Annotated in this window: 16 protein-coding genes and 2 other annotated features (1 of these 18 only partly in view); of the genes, 15 read left to right on the top strand and 1 reads right to left on the bottom strand. The window is 44.5% G+C overall.

Features of this window, described 5'->3' with window-relative positions; translation table 11 throughout:
• Nucleotides 1-30 precede the first annotated feature (30 nt).
• Nucleotides 31-1,911: a LysM peptidoglycan-binding domain-containing protein gene (locus EFK13_RS14280; RefSeq protein ID WP_129508017.1), complete on the top strand. Its 1,881-nt coding sequence runs from the start codon at nucleotides 31-33 to the stop codon at nucleotides 1,909-1,911.
• A gap of 32 nt (nucleotides 1,912-1,943) precedes the next feature.
• The gene (gene cotN, locus EFK13_RS14275; RefSeq protein ID WP_129508065.1) at nucleotides 1,944-2,969 is read left to right on the top strand and encodes a spore coat protein CotN; all 1,026 of its coding nucleotides are present in this window, start codon (nucleotides 1,944-1,946) and stop codon (nucleotides 2,967-2,969) included.
• A gap of 18 nt (nucleotides 2,970-2,987) precedes the next feature.
• Here the strand turns inward: cotN and EFK13_RS14270 are convergent, their stop codons facing one another.
• Nucleotides 2,988-3,179: a hypothetical protein gene (locus EFK13_RS14270; protein ID WP_064814421.1), complete on the bottom strand. Its 192-nt coding sequence runs from the start codon at nucleotides 3,177-3,179 to the stop codon at nucleotides 2,988-2,990.
• Between the two features lie 165 nt (nucleotides 3,180-3,344).
• Nucleotides 3,345-3,566 (top strand) — a binding site (T-box leader).
• 59 nt (nucleotides 3,567-3,625) lie between these two features.
• On the opposite strand from EFK13_RS14270, the gene valS reads away from it, so the two are divergent.
• The 13 genes from valS to spoIVFB all read left to right on the top strand — a co-directional run bounded on the left by valS (nucleotide 3,626) and on the right by spoIVFB (nucleotide 16,947).
• On the top strand, nucleotides 3,626-6,268 hold the full coding sequence (gene valS / locus EFK13_RS14265) for a valine--tRNA ligase (protein WP_129508066.1): 2,643 nt from the start codon (nucleotides 3,626-3,628) through the stop codon (nucleotides 6,266-6,268).
• 59 nt (nucleotides 6,269-6,327) lie between these two features.
• Entirely contained in the window at nucleotides 6,328-7,620 is a 1,293-nt protein-coding gene (locus tag EFK13_RS14260) for a bifunctional folylpolyglutamate synthase/dihydrofolate synthase (protein WP_129508018.1), read from the top strand.
• Nucleotides 7,621-7,763: 143 nt separating this feature from the next.
• Complete coding sequence (locus EFK13_RS14255) at nucleotides 7,764-8,510, top strand: prepilin peptidase (protein WP_129508019.1); 747 nt, start codon at nucleotides 7,764-7,766, stop codon at nucleotides 8,508-8,510.
• 124 nt (nucleotides 8,511-8,634) lie between these two features.
• Complete coding sequence (locus EFK13_RS14250; protein WP_129508020.1) at nucleotides 8,635-9,633, top strand: SPOR domain-containing protein; 999 nt, start codon at nucleotides 8,635-8,637, stop codon at nucleotides 9,631-9,633.
• Between the two features lie 151 nt (nucleotides 9,634-9,784).
• Complete coding sequence (locus tag EFK13_RS14245; protein ID WP_129508021.1) at nucleotides 9,785-10,354, top strand: Maf family nucleotide pyrophosphatase; 570 nt, start codon at nucleotides 9,785-9,787, stop codon at nucleotides 10,352-10,354.
• A 36-nt stretch (nucleotides 10,355-10,390) separates the two neighbouring features.
• Complete coding sequence (radC, locus tag EFK13_RS14240) at nucleotides 10,391-11,086, top strand: RadC family protein (RefSeq protein ID WP_129508022.1); 696 nt, start codon at nucleotides 10,391-10,393, stop codon at nucleotides 11,084-11,086.
• A 91-nt stretch (nucleotides 11,087-11,177) separates the two neighbouring features.
• Nucleotides 11,178-12,191 (top strand): cell shape-determining protein MreB, encoded by a 1,014-nt coding sequence (mreB, locus tag EFK13_RS14235; RefSeq protein ID WP_010330269.1) that lies wholly within the window; start codon nucleotides 11,178-11,180, stop codon nucleotides 12,189-12,191.
• Between the two features lie 30 nt (nucleotides 12,192-12,221).
• A complete protein-coding gene (gene mreC / locus EFK13_RS14230; RefSeq protein ID WP_129508023.1) occupies nucleotides 12,222-13,094 on the top strand; it encodes a rod shape-determining protein MreC in 873 nt (290 codons plus the stop codon).
• Nucleotides 13,091-13,609 carry a rod shape-determining protein MreD gene (mreD, locus tag EFK13_RS14225; RefSeq protein ID WP_064814413.1) on the top strand — a complete coding sequence of 173 codons (519 nt, stop codon included), beginning with the start codon at nucleotides 13,091-13,093 and terminating at the stop codon, nucleotides 13,607-13,609. The genes mreC and mreD overlap by 4 nt, the downstream gene beginning before the upstream one ends.
• Before the next feature lie 53 nt (nucleotides 13,610-13,662).
• Nucleotides 13,663-14,343 (top strand): septum site-determining protein MinC, encoded by a 681-nt coding sequence (gene minC, locus EFK13_RS14220; protein WP_129508024.1) that lies wholly within the window; start codon nucleotides 13,663-13,665, stop codon nucleotides 14,341-14,343.
• A 1-nt stretch (nucleotide 14,344) separates the two neighbouring features.
• A complete protein-coding gene (minD, locus tag EFK13_RS14215) occupies nucleotides 14,345-15,151 on the top strand; it encodes a septum site-determining protein MinD (protein ID WP_064814411.1) in 807 nt (268 codons plus the stop codon).
• 142 nt (nucleotides 15,152-15,293) lie between these two features.
• Complete coding sequence (gene spoIVFA, locus EFK13_RS14210) at nucleotides 15,294-16,088, top strand: stage IV sporulation protein SpoIVFA (RefSeq protein WP_129508025.1); 795 nt, start codon at nucleotides 15,294-15,296, stop codon at nucleotides 16,086-16,088.
• Nucleotides 16,081-16,947, top strand: a complete 867-nt coding sequence (gene spoIVFB, locus EFK13_RS14205) for a stage IV sporulation intramembrane metalloprotease SpoIVFB (RefSeq protein WP_129508026.1) — start codon at nucleotides 16,081-16,083, stop codon at nucleotides 16,945-16,947. Before spoIVFA ends, spoIVFB begins: the two co-directional genes overlap by 8 nt.
• Nucleotides 16,948-17,004: 57 nt before the next feature.
• Nucleotides 17,005-17,031: a sequence feature (ribosomal protein L21 leader region), on the top strand; it runs 49 nt beyond the window's last position.

Raw genomic sequence — 17,031 nt, 5'->3', positions numbered from 1 at the left:
TTAAGGATTAGATGAAAGGAGGATATGAACTTGCCGCAAAATCATCGATTGCAATTTTCTGTAGAAGAATCGATCTGTTTCCAAAAAGGACAGGAAGTTTCTGAACTGCTTTCTATTTCATTAGATCCTGATATTAGGGTTCAGGAAGTAAATGATTATGTATCAATCAGAGGATCGCTTGAACTTACAGGTGAGTACAACATAGATCAAAACAAACATACTGAAGAGTTTTATTCCGATAAGCGGTTTGTTGAAGAAGTCAGAAAGAGAGAGGATGGAAGCGCGGAACTGACTCACTGTTTTCCTGTGGATATTACCATTCCGAAAAATAAGGTGAGCCATTTACAGGATGTCTTCGTCTTTATTGACGCTTTTGACTATCAATTAACCGATTCGAGGATTTTAACGATTCAGGCTGATTTAGCGATCGAAGGGCTTTTAGACGATACGGCAGTTAAAGAGCCGGAGATCCCTCTATATGAGGCTCCTGCGGCATTCAGAGAGGATGAACCTCCAGAGCCGCCGATACAAAGTGCAGTAGAAACGGATGCACCTCCGGCAGCGGAAGTTCTGAAGGATGAACCGCCGGCTGAACCGCCAGAACTTTTTGTTTCGAAAGCGGGCCTCCGTGAAGAGCTGGAAACAGAAAAAGCAGAATCTGAGCCGCCGGAATTCGTTGCTTCAGAACTAGAGGCGCGAGAAGATGCCGAGCCGCCAGAGCTTGTGGCGCAGGAAGTATATCGTGAGGAATCGGAAACGAAAGAAACAGAGCCAGAAGCTTCAGAAATAGAGATTCAAGAGATTGGGAAGAAAGAAAAAGAAACGCCAGAGCCGGAAGCCGCAATAGCAGATGTTCGTGAAGAAGCGGACTCCCCAGCGGAGCCAGAGCTTTGTGAAGATTCTCGAGCAGAAGAATCGCCTGCTTTGGAAGATGAGCTACATGGAGAGACTGTGAGTTCTGAGAAAGAAGCAGAAAAAGCGGCCGCTCCTATTCTTGAACATGCGTCGCGCCAAGAGGGTCAATTGGAACACGCAGAGCCTGCACTCCGTCAAGAAGAGGAAGAAGCAGAGCAGCCGGAATACGCAGAGTTCGCGCATCATCAAGAAGAGGTAGAGGCGGCTCAATTGGAACACGCAGAGCCTGCACTTCGTCAAGAAGAGAAAGAAGCAGAGCAGCCGGAATACGCAGAGTCCGCGCTCCGTCAAGAAGAGGTAGAAGCGGCTCAATTGGAACCCGCTGAGTCTGCACTCCGTCAAGAAGCAGAAGAAGCTCCGGAGACCGTTTCTGAGACCGTTCTCTCCATAAAAGAAGGCAGAGAGAAAAAAACAGGGTCTGCTGCATATTCGGAGAATGAAGAAGCAACTTTCCATTTTCATTTCAGCCAAAAAGCAAGCTCGGAGGAGGCATCTCAAGAAGAGCCTGTACCGGCATACCGCGCCTTCCTGCCTGAACAAGAAGAGGAGGATTCTTTTTATTCAGCGCCTAAGCTGCTGGAAGAGGAAGAACAAGAGGAAGAAAGCTTTGAAATTGAAGTGAGAAAAATAGCACCGGCTGAAGAGTCCGAGGAAGAAACACCTCTTCAATCCTTCCAGTTGCCTGATACCTCTGAGACTGAAAGGAAGGAAGCGGATGCTGTTCCTAAGGTTGCTCCTGCTGCTGAAGCAAAGGAACCTCAATCAAAGGAAAGTGATAATTCTCTTTATTTAACAAAACTCTTTACGAGAGAAGAGGATGAGTTTTCGAGAATGAAAATATGCATTGTTCAGCAGGAAGATACGATCGAACGTTTATGCGAACGGTATGAAATCACATCCCAGCAGCTGATCAGAATGAATGCTTTAGCCTTGGATGATGAGTTAAAAGCAGGCCAGATCCTCTATATTCCCCAATATAACAATAGCCATGCGTAAGCTGTAAGCGATCGGAAAATGTGGTGAATGGAATGGAAGATACCCAATCGGTTCTTCAGGAATACGGACTGACTGCTCAATTTATTGAGCCTGTCAGTCCTCTTGTGTGGAAAGTGTATACAGACTACGGCGTATTTGCCCTGAAAAAATTGAAATCGCTTCGCGGCAAACAGTTTACTGATCATATGGTGGCGATTGAGGAAAAAGGTTTTCGTTCATTTGTTCCCGTTTACAGAACAAATAGCGGCGAGTTCTTCTCAGCAGGCATACAATCCGGAGATTCCTATTATTTAATGCCTTGGCTCCAATTTGACCAGGAGGAAGAACGGGATCAGAAACATGCTTATTTATTTAGAGAAACAGCCCGTCTTCACGAGAGAACCGCGCAGGATATGAAAGTCAGCCGTGAGGAAATTGAACGTTATTACGGACAAACGAAAAAAAAGTGGGAACATGATAAAATGTTCTATGAACAGTTTGTGGATAGAGCGGAGAAGGAATGGTACCTCTCCCCATTTGAACTACAGGCTGTAACCTATTTTTCAGAAACTTTTTCGGCGGTGAACTTTGCGCTGGAGCGGCTGGATGACTGGTATGCTTCGGCAAAAGAGGAGGGCGTCTCAAGGGTTGTGATGAACCACGGCAGCCTGTCCATACATCATTTTCTGTATAATGATGCCGGAACCGGGTATTTCACAAACTTCGAAAGAGCGTCTGTCGGCCCGCCGCAGAACGACTTGCTCGGCTTTTATACAAAAATGTTCAGAGGCTTTCCGAAAGCTTGTCCGGAATGCGTTGAATGGTTTTATGCGTACACGAAATCATTCCCTTTGCGTGAAGCGGAAGTCAGTCTTTTTCTCAGCTATATGGCATATCCGGCAGCCATGTACAAGGTGCTGAACCGTTATCAAACCGGGAAAAGACAGCATGAAAAAGATGAATGTACGCAGCTGTTAAAGGCTTACTGGCAAATGAAAAATATAGAGCCGTTTGTGATGAAAATTCATCAGGTTGAGCAAGAGAAAAAATTCCAGGCTGAAAACGAGTCCACGTCTTAAGGGCGCGGACTTGTTTGTTTATATCCAATCTAAATGAAGGGCGCAAGCTAAAAAGATTAGGATGGCGAGCAGCAAAACATCAAAGGTTGTAGGAAAGAAAATGGTTCTGATTCCTTGAAAAATCGTAATGGGAATAATGACTTGTGCGGATACAAGCCGAATTTGCCTGACCCAAGGCGGCAGCGAATAAGAGCTGAAACGTTTCTTCACGGTGCATCCTCCTCTGCGCATTTACAAGCATCATATGTAAACTTGTGCGATAGGTGCCTGCCCATCTGTATAGAAAGCGGTGTTTTTGGAAAAGATGATTGACGAATCAAAAACACTTTTACTATAATAAAGAACATAAATAAAGTCTATAATGAGCTGATAAATACACCTGCTTAGAACGGGAAGAGTACAAAAAAGGCGCATGCAGAGAGAGAAGCCGTTTGCTGAAAGGCTTCTTATGTTGTCTGATTGGAAGGTCGCCCGGGAGCATAATTTCTTGAAAAATAGTAGAGAAATTCGGGAAACACCCGTTATCCGTTATAAGTGCATGAGCTGATAGTGCTCATGAAAAAAGGTGGTACCGCGAAAGAGCTTTTCGTCCTTTTACAGGGATGAAGAGCTCTTTTTTCGTTCTCAGCCATTTTTAAACATGTTGGAGGGTTATGATGGAAACGAATGAACAAACAATGCCGACGAAATACGATCCGGCAGCGGTTGAAAAAGACCGATATGATTTTTGGCTAAAAGGCAAGTTTTTTGAAGCTGGCAGTGACCAGACAAAAGAGCCGTACTCTGTCGTTATTCCGCCGCCAAACGTAACAGGAAGACTTCACCTTGGCCACGCTTGGGACACGACGCTGCAAGACATTGTAACAAGAATGAAACGCATGCAGGGCTATGACGTGCTGTGGCTTCCGGGTATGGACCACGCCGGCATCGCGACACAGGCTAAAGTGGAAGCGAAACTTCGTGAAGAAGGCAAATCCCGCTACGATTTAGGCCGCGAGAAATTCCTCGAAGAAACGTGGAGTTGGAAGGAAGAGTATGCTGACTTTATTCGCAGCCAGTGGGCGAAATTAGGGCTTGGCCTTGATTATTCCCGTGAGCGTTTTACGCTGGATGAAGGCTTAAGCAAAGCGGTTCGCGAAGTATTCGTTAAGCTTTATAAAAAAGGCTTAATCTACAGAGGCGAATATATTATTAACTGGGACCCTGCGACAAAAACAGCTTTATCCGACATTGAGGTGATCTACAAGGATGTTCAGGGCGCGTTCTATCATATGAGCTATCCGCTTGCTGACGGCTCAGGCTCAATTGAAATCGCGACGACACGTCCTGAAACGATGCTTGGTGATACAGCTGTTGCTGTTCATCCTGAAGATGAGCGCTATAAGCATCTTATCGGAAAAACGGTAATCCTGCCGATTACAAATCGTGAAATTCCGATTGTCGGTGACGACTACGTTGATATGGAATTTGGTTCAGGTGCGGTGAAAATTACGCCAGCTCATGATCCGAATGACTTCGAGCTTGGCAACCGCCACAATTTAGAACGCATTCTTGTCATGAATGAAGACGGAACGATGAATGAAAATGCCCTGCAATATCAAGGTATGGATCGTTTTGAATGCCGCAAAAAGCTGGTGAAAGATTTACAGGAGGCGGGAGTTCTCTTCAAAATTGAGGATCATATGCACTCTGTCGGCCACAGTGAACGAAGCGGGGCTGTTGTGGAGCCTTATCTTTCTACACAATGGTTTGTGCGCATGCAGCCGCTTGCTGATGCAGCGATTGAGCTGCAAAAGAAAGAAGAAAAAGTCAACTTTGTGCCTGACCGTTTTGAAAAAACGTATTTACACTGGATGGAAAACATCCGCGACTGGTGTATTTCCCGTCAGTTATGGTGGGGCCACCGCATACCAGCCTGGTATCATAAAGAAACAGGCGAGTTATATGTCGGGCTTGAAGCGCCTGAGGACATTGAAAATTGGGAACAGGATACAGATGTACTGGATACATGGTTCAGTTCCGCGCTCTGGCCTTTCTCCACTATGGGCTGGCCTGATGTAACGGCTGAAGACTTTAAACGTTATTATCCGACAGACGTACTCGTAACAGGATACGACATCATTTTCTTCTGGGTGTCACGCATGATTTTCCAAGGCATTGAATTTACAGGCGAGCGTCCGTTCAAAGATGTGTTAATCCATGGCTTAATCCGTGACGAGCAAGGCCGGAAAATGAGTAAATCTCTTGGCAACGGTGTCGATCCGATGGATGTCATTGACAAGTACGGAGCCGATTCTCTGCGTTATTTCCTGGCGACTGGAAGCTCTCCTGGCCAAGATCTGCGCTTCAGCTACGAAAAAGTGGAATCGACTTGGAATTTTGCCAATAAAATTTGGAATGCCTCTCGTTTCGCATTAATGAACATGGACGGCATGTCATATGATGAGCTTGATCTGTCAGGCGAAAAATCAGTAGCTGACAAGTGGATTTTAACGCGATTAAATGAAACGATCGAGCACGTGACCCAGCTTGCTGATCGATATGAATTCGGTGAAGTCGGACGCCATTTATATAACTTTATTTGGGACGATTTCTGTGATTGGTATATTGAAATGGCGAAGCTTCCGCTTTACGGAGAAGACGAAGCGGCTAAGAAAACAACCCGTTCGATCCTTGCTTACGTACTAGATCAAACGATGCGTCTGCTTCATCCGTTTATGCCATTCTTAACGGAAGAGATTTGGCAGCACCTTCCTCACCAAGGGGAATCGATTACAGTAAGTCAATGGCCTGTTGCAGTACCGGAGCATACGGATACTGAAGCGGCAGCTGACATGAAGCTTCTTGTTGAGCTGATCCGTTCTGTGCGTAATATCCGCAGTGAAGTCAATACGCCAATGAGCAAGCAGGTTGAACTGTATATTAAAACAAGCACAGACGAAATCGCGGCCCGCCTCGAAGCGAACCGTTCATATGTTGAACGCTTTACGAATCCGAGCGTGCTTAAAATCGGCACGGATATCGAGGCTGTTGATAAGGCGATGACGGCCGTTGTCTCAGGAGCAGAGGTTATTCTTCCGCTTGAAGGCTTAATTAATATCGATGAAGAAATTGCCCGTTTGCAAAAAGAATTCGATAAGCTGACGAAAGAAGTCGAGCGCGTCCAAAAGAAACTTGGAAATGAAGGATTTATGAAAAAAGCGCCTGCACACGTAATCGATGAAGAACGTGAAAAAGAAAAAGATTATGTGGCAAAGCGTGACGCTGTTCAAAAACGAATGGCTGAGCTGAAGGGCTAATGAAAAGCCGGGGCGGTTTCTATAGAAACCGCCTTGTCTTATAAAAGAGGGGATTATCATTGTTTACTGCATATGAAGAAGCGCGCAGCTGGATTCATGGGCGGCTGAAATTCGGGGTCAAGCCCGGGCTCGGCCGAATGGAGCAGCTGATGGCGCGGTTAGGGCATCCGGAAAAGAAAATCCGCGCGTTCCACGTCGCAGGAACAAACGGTAAAGGGTCAACTGTCGCTTTTATCCGTTCTATGCTACAAGAAGCCGGATATACGGTTGGAACGTTCACATCGCCTTATATCATTACGTTTAATGAACGGATCAGTGTAAACGGAACGCCCATTTCAGATGAGGAATGGACGGCACTCGTCAATCAGATTAAACCGCACGTTAAAGCGCTTGATCAAACAGAATACGGACAGCCGACAGAATTTGAAATTATGACGGCTTGTGCATTTTTATATTTTGCAGAGTTTCATAAGGTCGATTTTGTTATTTTTGAAACAGGTTTGGGCGGCAGATTCGACTCTACCAATGTGGTTGAACCGCTTTTAACTGTGATTACAAGCATCGGACACGACCACATGAACATCTTAGGAAACACCATTGAAGAAATTGCAGGAGAAAAGGCCGGAATTATTAAAGAGGGTATTCCAATCGTGACAGCTGTTACCCAGCCGGAAGCCTTACAGGTCATCCGCCATGAAGCTGAACGGCATGCTGCGCCGTTCCAGTCATTACATGATACATGTATTATTTTCAATGAAGAGGCTCTTCCTGCCGGAGAACGGTTTTCATTCAAAACGGGCGAGAAGTGCTATGAGGATATTCGAACTTCTCTGATCGGCACACATCAAAGACAAAATGCGGCTTTGTCCATTTTGGCCGCTGAGTGGCTCAATAGGGAGAATATTGCCCATATCAGTGATGAAGCATTAAGAAGCGGACTGGTAAAGGCTGCTTGGCCGGGACGGTTAGAGCTTGTTCAGGAACATCCGCCGGTATTTTTAGACGGTGCGCATAACGAAGAAGGCGTTGAAAAGCTGGCGGAAACGATGAAACAGCGTTTCCCTGACTCCCGCATTTCTGTTGTGTTTAGCGCGTTAAAGGACAAACCGTATCAAAACATGATTAAGAGACTGGAAACCATCGCGCATTCAATTCATTTTGCATCCTTTGATTTCCCGCGTGCCTCTCTTGCGAAAGATCTGTATGAGGCAAGTGAAATCAGCAATAAGAGCTGGAGTGAAGATCCAGACGATGTGCTCGAATTCATAGAAAGCAAAAAGAGCTCAAATGGAATTGTGCTGATTACCGGTTCGCTTTATTTTATTTCTGAAATCCGCAAAAGATTGAAATAAAGGCGTCCAGCCCCGGCAGTATCTAAAATGAGATTCTGCCGGGGTTTTTTATGTGTAAAATTGTATTTTCCCGATTAGGGTTCAGGCCGCTCACTCTGCTACAATCCATACCAGAATCTACAGTGAGTAAAGGTGTGTTGTCTATGCTTATCATTCTTTTTATCTTCGGGCTGATCCTTGGTTCATTTTATTATACGGCGGGTTGCCGCATCCCCTTACATATATCCATTATCACGCCCCGTTCGGCTTGCTCGTTTTGCCGGCAAGCATTAACCCCTGCAGAATTAATTCCCATCCTGTCATTCCTTTTCCAAAAAGGCAAATGTAAAAGCTGCGGGCAGAGGATTTCTTTTATGTATCCCGCGGCAGAGCTTGTGACAGCGTGTTTATTTGCCGCCGCGGGAATACGCTTTGGCTCATCTCCAGAACTGTTTCCCGCTGTCGTTTTTATCTCTCTTCTCATTATTGTTGCAGTAACAGATATTCATTTTATGCTGATTCCAAATCGAATATTGATTTTCTTTCTTCCCTTTTTGGCGGCTGCGAGATTGATTTCTCCTCTTGATTCTTGGTATGCCGGCTTGTTAGGTGCGGCCGCTGGATTTCTTTTCCTGTCCCTCATTGCCGCAATCACCCGTGGAGGAATAGGGGGAGGTGATATTAAATTATTTGCGGTGATTGGTTTTGTGCTTGGGGTGAAGATGCTGGCAGCTGCCTTTTTCTTTTCCGTTTTGATAGGCGCATTGTATGGAGCGGCAGCCGTCCTGACTGGAAGACTCGCTAAAAGGGAACCGCTTCCCTTTGCCCCCGCAATTGGGGCAGGGAGCATGTTAGCCTATTTTTACGGTGACTCTATCATTTCTTTTTATATCAAAATGGCATTGGGCTGACTGCTGAAAAATTTGACGAACGTTTTTTGGACAAGACGACAAAAGTCTTGTTCTTTTTTTTTTCGCCTGTGCTAAAGTGTGTAGCATGAAAAGCCGACAAGAACGGTCAAGGGAGGAAGCGGAATTGAAAAAAAGGAAGATTAAAAAAAACAGTAAAGCCGCAGAAAGAGCCCTCAAGGTGACGATTAATGGAAAAGAGGAGACGGTTTACGAACAAGAGACATCTGAAACTGAGACGGATAAAAGCATGACATTTTCAAATTGGGAGGAAAAGAGAAAGGCTGAACAGGAGGTTGCGGCATCCCGCGAACATCCCGATGAAGATGAATTTAACTGGGATTCAGAAGAAGACAAGGTGTTTAAAGAGGATCCAAAAGTCGTTCCGCCTTATCAAAAGAAAAAAACAAAGCTTTATGCAAAAGGAAAGCCCGGGGCGGCCAAACCGGTAAAAAGAGTGGCGGCGACGATTGCCTTTGCGGCTGTCATAGGCACCGGATTAGGTTTATTCGCATTGAACATCTCTGGCAATAAAGAAGCGTCGGCACCCGCCTCCTTAAATGATTCACTAGGCAGCCAAACGGCAAAAGCAGGAGATACATCTGCTGATAAACAAAGCTCTGGCGCAGAAAAACAGGCGGCGCAAACTGAAGGTACATATAAAACATACGCTGTACAAGCCGGGAAATTCTCAAATGAAAAGGGTGCCGAAACGTTAACAGAACAATTGACCGAAAAAGGTTATTCCGCCGTGTCACTGTCAAAGGATGACGGGTATACGTATGTCATCGCAGGCTTAGCCAGTGATAAGGATGTCTCGCAGCAGTTAGGACAGCTTTTAATTGACAGCGACTTTGAAGCCTGGGGAGGCAAGGAGCTTTCTTTATCAATAGAATCAGATATGACAGATTCTTTCAAGGAAACAGCGGAGCTTGCATCAAAAGCGATTCTGGGCAAAGACATTACAAAAGCGAGTGTAGAGAAAATAGAAAAGTCACTCGATGAAACAAAAGCGTCAGAAAAAGGAGAGAAAAAAGCGATTTTGCAGGCGTTAAAGGCATTAGAGGATCCAAGCGCTGAAGCCGGATGGAAGGCTCAGCAGGAGCTGTTAGCCGTCATTAAATAAGAGAAAGTGACTGAGCCTTTGTCTTTTAGTGACAGGCTTTTTTTATTTTGTCATGAAAAAGTTATTTTTCTGAAATTGTGACAAGCCTCGTGATTTGGTAGGATAAACGAGTATCTTTTTTTCTTAAGCAAACCCTGAAAGGATGACGAACATGACAAAGCCGCTAATACTTGCATCACAATCTCCGCGCAGGAAAGAACTCCTCGATCTTCTCCAGCTGCCCTACTCCATTATTGTCAGTGAAGTAGATGAAAAATTAAATCGAAACTTTTCACCTGAAGAAAACGTCCAATGGTTGGCAAAACAAAAAGCTAAGGCTGTAGCTGATCTCCATCCGCATGCGATCGTGATCGGCGCTGATACAATGGTCTGCCTGGACGGCGAATGCCTCGGCAAACCGAAGGATCAAGAAGAAGCTGCATCTATGCTGCGGAGGCTGTCAGACCGAAGCCATTCAGTAATAACTGCGGTCAGCATACAAGCCGAACATCACAGCGAGACTTTTTATGATAAGACGGAAGTTGCGTTTTGGCCCCTCAGTGAAGAAGAGATTTGGACTTATATTGAAACAAAAGAGCCGATGGATAAAGCAGGTGCATATGGCATCCAAGGAAGAGGCGCGCTTTTTGTAAAGAAAATAGACGGAGATTATTATTCAGTCATGGGCCTCCCTATATCAAAAACGATGAGAGCTCTTCGCCATTTTGATATAAAGGCATGACGGTTTTATAAACGGGAAGGGAAAGAAAAGGAGTGCTTGATCATACACGATCTGCCATTAAAACTCAAAGATTTCCCAGCGAAAGAAAAGCCAAGAGAACGGCTCCTGAAAGTCGGAGCCGAGAACTTAGCGAATCATGAACTTTTGGCTATATTATTGCGGACAGGCACGAAACACGAATCTGTGATGGACCTGTCAAACCGGCTTCTGCGCTCTTTTGACGGACTGCGGCTGCTGAAAGAAGCATCAGTTGAAGAGCTTTCGAGCATCCCGGGAATCGGTATAGTAAAAGCGGTCCAAATACTGGCGGCAGTTGAGCTTGGAAGCCGTATTCATAAATTAGCCAACGAAGAACATTTCGTCATTCGCTCCCCGGAAGACGGCGCAAATCTTGTCATGGAGGATATGCGCTTTTTAACCCAGGAGCATTTTGTCTGTTTATACTTAAATACAAAAAACCAAGTCATCCATAAGCGCACCGTATTTATCGGAAGCCTGAATTCATCTATTGTCCACCCGCGGGAGGTGTTTAAAGAAGCGTTTAAACGATCTGCCGCGTCCTTTATCTGTGTTCATAATCATCCTTCTGGAGATCCGACGCCGAGCAGGGAAGATATTGAAGTGACGAGACGGCTGTTTGAATGCGGAAACCTGATTGGCATTGAGCTGCTTGACCATTTGGTGATCGGGGACAAAAAATTTGTGAGTTTAAAGGAAAAAGGATATTTGTAACACTTTTTTTTTCGCCGAATTAAGCTATAATAGAGTTTATGAGTTTTTCCCTTTAGGGTATTTTTGCTTTAAGAAAGGAAGATACATACATATGTTTGGAATTGGTACAAGAGACCTTGGTATAGATCTTGGAACTGCGAATACGCTTGTTTTTGTAAAAGGAAAAGGAATTGTTGTGAGAGAGCCGTCAGTTGTCGCTTTGCAAACGGATACGAAGTCGATTGTTGCTGTCGGAAATGATGCGAAAAATATGATCGGACGGACACCGGGTAACGTGGTAGCTCTTCGCCCGATGAAAGACGGCGTTATCGCTGATTATGAAACAACGGCCACGATGATGAAATATTACATCAATCAGGCCATTAAAAATAAAGGCATGTTTGCCAGAAAACCATATGTGATGGTTTGTGTCCCATCAGGCATTACGGCTGTTGAGGAACGCGCTGTTATCGACGCGACAAGACAGGCTGGAGCGCGTGACGCGTACCCGATTGAAGAGCCGTTTGCCGCTGCAATCGGAGCCAATCTGCCAGTTTGGGAACCGACTGGAAGCATGGTTGTTGATATCGGTGGCGGTACGACAGAAGTTGCGATCATTTCCCTCGGAGGCATTGTAACGTCTCAATCAATCCGCGTAGCCGGTGATGAGATGGATGATGCAATTATCAACTACATCAGAAAAACGTACAATCTGATGATCGGTGACCGTACGGCTGAAGCGATTAAAATGGAGATTGGATCTGCAGAAGCTCCTGAAGAATCCGATAAAATGGAAATCCGCGGACGCGATTTACTGACAGGTCTGCCGAAAACAATCGAAATTACAGGAAAAGAAATTTCTAATGCTCTGCGCGACACTGTATCTACAATTGTCGAAGCAGTGAAGAGCACACTTGAAAAAACACCGCCTGAGCTTGCAGCAGATATCATGGACAGAGGCATTGTGTTAACCGGCGGCGGAGCGCTTCTTCGCAATTTGGATAAAGTCATCAGCGAAGAAACGAAAATGCCGGTCCTTATCGCCGAAGACCCGCTTGATTGCGTAGCGATCGGAACAGGGAAAGCACTGGAGCACATCCATCTTTTCAAAGGAAAAACTAGATAATCGGGAGTTCAATAGAAGAGGTGTAACACGATGCCGAATAAACGGTTAATGCTATTACTTCTGTGTATTATCATATTGGTGGCTATGATTGGATTTTCGCTGAAGGGCGGCCGCAATACCACCTGGCCTGAGAAAGTGATCGGCGATACGACGGGAGTATTTCAAAATATTTTTCATACGCCTGCCGAATTTTTTGCAGGGATATTTGACAACATTAATGATTTGAAAAACACATACAAAGAAAACGAGCGTCTAAGAGAGAAACTGGACGGACAGACACAATATGAAGCCAAGCTTCAAGAACTTGAAGAAGAAAACAAATCCTTGCGTGACGAGCTTGGCCATGTCAAATCGATTAAAGACTACAAGCCGATTTTAGCGACGGTCATTGCCAGAAGCCCTGATCATTGGGCGAAACAGGTCACGATTAATAAAGGGTCTCAGCAAAATGTAGCGAAGGATATGGCTGTTACAAACGAAAAAGGCGCATTAATCGGCAAGATCAAAAGTTCCGGACTTAACAATTTTACGTCTACGGTCCAGCTTTTAAGCGATACTGACCGCAATAACAGAGTCGCGACGAAAATTTCTGGAAAAAAAGGCAGCAAAGGCTACGGTCTGATCGAAGGATATGACAAAGACAAAAAACGCCTTAAGATGACCATTATTGAGCGCAAAGATAAACAGGACGTGAAAAAAGGCGATCTTATTGAAACTTCAGGCACAGGCGGCGTTTTCCCAGAGGGGCTGACAATCGGTGAAGTGACTGATATCGAGTCCGACTCCTATGGATTAACGAAAGTTGCTTATGTAAAACCTGCGGCTGATCTTACCGATTTAAATAATGTGATCGTTGTTAACCGTGATGTGCCGACTGTCGATACAGAGGAGGAAGGATCGTGAAACGTTTCCTTCTCCCTTTCGTTATGATGCTTGTTTTTTCTGCGGAAAGCATTTTTACAGATCTGGTGCATTTTCCGTTCGTTACAGATGATCAGGTGCTCGCCCCGCGTTTTCTGATGCTTGTGCTGATATTTATGTCAGCTTTTATCAACCAAAAACACGCGATGATTTACGGATTTATTTTTGGCTTTCTATATGACATGAACTATACAAGTCTATTAGGCGTTTATATGTTTGGCTTTGCCGGATTATGCTATTTGGCTTCAAAAGCGTTTAAAGTGCTGCATACAAACGCTTTTGTAGTGATATTAATAGCGGTTCTCGCTGTCTGCCTGCTAGAATTTTACGTATTCGGCATTCAGTCGTTGATTCATAAAGACATCATGACGTTTAACGGATTTGTGCTTGACCGGTTTATACCGACAATTTTATTAAATATTGCAGCCGCTCTTATTCTTGTTCTTCCATTTAGAATATTTTTTATGAGTCTAAAGAAAGAATTGAGAGATGAGTAAAAAAGGATTTTATCTTTTTTTGACGAAATGAGTATGTTGTTGAGGTGAATATTGTGAAGACCAAAAAGCAGCAATATGTAACAATAAAAGGAACAAAGAATGGATTAACATTGCATCTGGATGATGCGTGTTCTTTTGATGAGCTTCTCGATGGTCTTCAGAATATGCTGTCAATTGAACAATATACGGATGGAAAAGGCCAGAAAATCAGCGTCCATATTAAACTGGGAAATCGCTTTTTATATAAGGAGCAAGAGGAACAGCTGACCGAATTGATTGCGTCAAAGAAAGATTTGTTTGTTCATTCTATTGACAGCGAAGTCATTACTAAAAAAGAAGCACAGCGTATGAAAGAGGAAGCTGAAATTATTTCTGTTTCAAAAATTGTCCGATCAGGCCAAGTGCTGGAAGTGAAAGGCGACTTGCTCCTGATCGGTGACGTGAATCCCGGCGGAACAATCAGGGCCGGAGGGAACATTTTTGTTCTTGGTTCACTGAAAGGAATCGCGCACGCCGGATTTAACGGAAATAATCAAGCGGTCATCGCCGCCTCTGAGATGCTGCCGACACAATTAAGAATCAACCATGTGTTAAATCGCTCCCCAGACCACATTCAAAAAGGGAACGAAATGGAATGTGCTTATTTAGATACAGACGGAAATATGGTCATTGAACGCCTTCAACATTTGGCTCATTTAAGACCTGATCTAACAAGGCTTGAGGGAGGAATGTGAATTGGGTGAGGCTATCGTAATAACTTCGGGAAAAGGCGGAGTAGGTAAAACGACAACATCTGCGAACCTCGGTACCGCCTTAGCCATTTTAGGGAAGCGTGTCTGCTTATTAGATACTGATATAGGACTGCGCAACCTTGATGTTGTAATGGGTCTTGAAAATAGAATTATTTACGATCTTGTCGACGTTGTAGAGGGAAGATGCAAAATGCATCAGGCGCTCGTAAAAGACAAACGTTTCGATGATCTGCTCTATTTAATGCCCGCTGCTCAAACGAGCGATAAGACAGCTGTTGTTCCTGAACAAATTAAAAATATGGTCCAAGAGCTCAAACAGGAATTTGACTATGTCATCATAGACTGTCCTGCCGGAATTGAGCAAGGATATAAAAATGCTGTTTCCGGTGCTGATAAAGCGATTGTGGTCACAACGCCTGAAATCTCAGCTGTTCGTGATGCTGACCGTATTATAGGGCTGCTGGAGCAAGAGGAAAATATCGAACCGCCGCGGCTCGTTGTAAACAGAATCAGAAACCATCTGATGAAAAACGGTGACACAATGGATATCGACGAAATTGTACAGCATTTGTCGATCGATTTGCTCGGAATCGTGGCTGATGATGATGAAGTCATTAAAGCTTCCAACCACGGCGAACCGATTGCAATGGACTCGAAAAACCGCGCTTCTATTGCATATCGCAATATTGCCCGCCGCATCTTAGGTGAATCTGTTCCTTTGCAGGTGCTTGAAGAGCAAAACAAAGGGATGATGGCTAAGATTAAATCATTTTTCGGAGTAAGATCTTAAGTTGATAGAATCAAAGAGAAGAATCTGACAAAGCAAATGCTGTGTCAGGTTTTTTTGTTTTTGTCTGCTCTGAGTAAAACGAATATTTGCCATGGACAAGACATATGATGTACAAACTCAACGAATGCAAAGGATGATGGCGATGAGTCACAGAGCAGATGAAATCAGAAAACGATTAGAGAAAAGAAGAAAACAGCTTTCCGGCTCGAAACGTTTCTCTACTCAGACAGTTTCTGAAAAGCAGAAACCCCCGTCCTGGGTGATGGTTACTGATCAGGAAAAACATGGAACGCTGCCGGTCTATGAAGATAACATGTCAACATTCAACGGAAAACACCCTTTGGTTAAAACAGATTCAATTATCCTGAAATGTCTTCTGTCGGCCTGTCTCGTTCTCGTTTCCGCCATAGCCTATAAAACAAACATTGGGCCCGTCAGCCAGGTGAAACCCGCCGTTGCCAAAACCTTCGAAACTGAATTTCAATTTGCCACAGCAAGCCATTGGTTCGAAACGAAATTTGGCAATCCGCTCGCGTTTCTGGCTCCTGAACATAAAAATAACGAACAGCAGGTCGAAGTGGGCAAAGACTTGGTCGCGCCCGCATCCGGGAAAGTGCAGCAGGATTTTCAGGACAACGGAGAAGGGATTAAAGTCCAAACAAGCAGCGATGCAATTGACAGCATAAAGGAAGGCTATGTAGTTGAGGTCAGCAAAGACAGCCAGACGGGTCTGACAGTTAAGGTGCAGCATGCTGATAATACCTATAGTATTTATGGCGAACTCAAAGATGTGGATGTTGCTTTATATGATTTTGTAGATAAAGGCAAAAAGCTCGGTTCGATTAAACTTGATGATCATAATAAAGGGGTCTATTATTTTGCCATGAAAGACGGCGATAAATTTATTGATCCGATCCAGGTGATTTCATTTGAATAAATGGCTCGACCTTATCTTAAAGATTCATGTGCATCCTTTTCTTTGGATTATCGCGGCGCTGGGGCTGCTCACAGGCCATATGAAAGCATTATTATGTCTGCTCTTGATTGTACTGATCCATGAGCTGGGGCATGCTGCTCTGGCCGTGTTTTTTTCTTGGAGAATCAAGCGTGTTTTTTTGCTGCCTTTTGGCGGAACGGTTGAAGTGGAAGAGCACGGGAATCGGCCGTTAAAGGAAGAGTTTGCGGTCATTATCGCCGGTCCTCTTCAGCACATCTGGCTTCAGTTCGCTGCCTGGATGCTTGCAGATTTCTCAGTGATTCATCAGCATACATTTGAACTCTTCACCTTTTATAATCTTACTATTTTATTTGTGAATCTGCTGCCGATCTGGCCGCTTGATGGCGGAAAACTGTTATTTTTGCTGTTTTCCAAGCAGCTGCCTTTTCAAAGGGCCCACCGTCTCAATTTAAAAACGTCGCTCTGCTGCTGCCTGCTGCTTGGGTGCTGGGTTTTATTTGTGATTCCTCTGCAAATCAGCGCATGGGTTTTGTTTGTCTTTCTGGCTGTTTCGTTGTTTGAGGAATACAGGCAAAGGCACTATATCCATGTGAGATTTCTCCTCGAAAGGTATTACGGAAAAAACCGTGAGCTTGAAAAACTGCTGCCGCTGACAGTAAAAGCAGAGGACAAAGTCTATCATGTGATGGCCGAGTTCAAACGCGGCTGCAAACATCCAATTATTATAGAGAAATCAGGCCAGAAGCTCAGCCAGCTAGATGAGAATGAAGTGCTGCACGCTTACTTTGCCGATAAGCGGACGAATTCCTCCATGGAGGAACTGCTGTTGCCTTACTAAAATCGATTGACAAACGTCTTGTATTTTGGTATATTTTTTAATGTTATGGATGTAGCACCATTGCTACAACCGCTCAGTACAGGT

This window comes from Bacillus cabrialesii (genome assembly GCF_004124315.2).
Taxonomy (GTDB): domain Bacteria; phylum Bacillota; class Bacilli; order Bacillales; family Bacillaceae; genus Bacillus; species Bacillus cabrialesii.
The sequence above is the reverse complement of the archived record's forward strand: the minus strand, read 5'-3'. Positions and strand labels throughout refer to the sequence as shown.

Excerpts from the sequence above, each read along its gene's own strand:
- cotN (WP_129508065.1), top strand. The coding sequence starts at position 1,944 with ATGGAAGATACCCAATCGGTTCTTCAGGAATACGGACTGACTGCTCAA.
- valS (WP_129508066.1), top strand. The coding sequence starts at position 3,626 with ATGGAAACGAATGAACAAACAATGCCGACGAAATACGATCCGGCAGCG.
- EFK13_RS14255 (WP_129508019.1), top strand. The coding sequence starts at position 7,764 with ATGCTTATCATTCTTTTTATCTTCGGGCTGATCCTTGGTTCATTTTAT.
- EFK13_RS14245 (WP_129508021.1), top strand. The coding sequence starts at position 9,785 with ATGACAAAGCCGCTAATACTTGCATCACAATCTCCGCGCAGGAAAGAA.
- mreB (WP_010330269.1), top strand. The coding sequence starts at position 11,178 with ATGTTTGGAATTGGTACAAGAGACCTTGGTATAGATCTTGGAACTGCG.
- mreC (WP_129508023.1), top strand. The coding sequence starts at position 12,222 with ATGCCGAATAAACGGTTAATGCTATTACTTCTGTGTATTATCATATTG.
- spoIVFA (WP_129508025.1), top strand. The coding sequence starts at position 15,294 with ATGAGTCACAGAGCAGATGAAATCAGAAAACGATTAGAGAAAAGAAGA.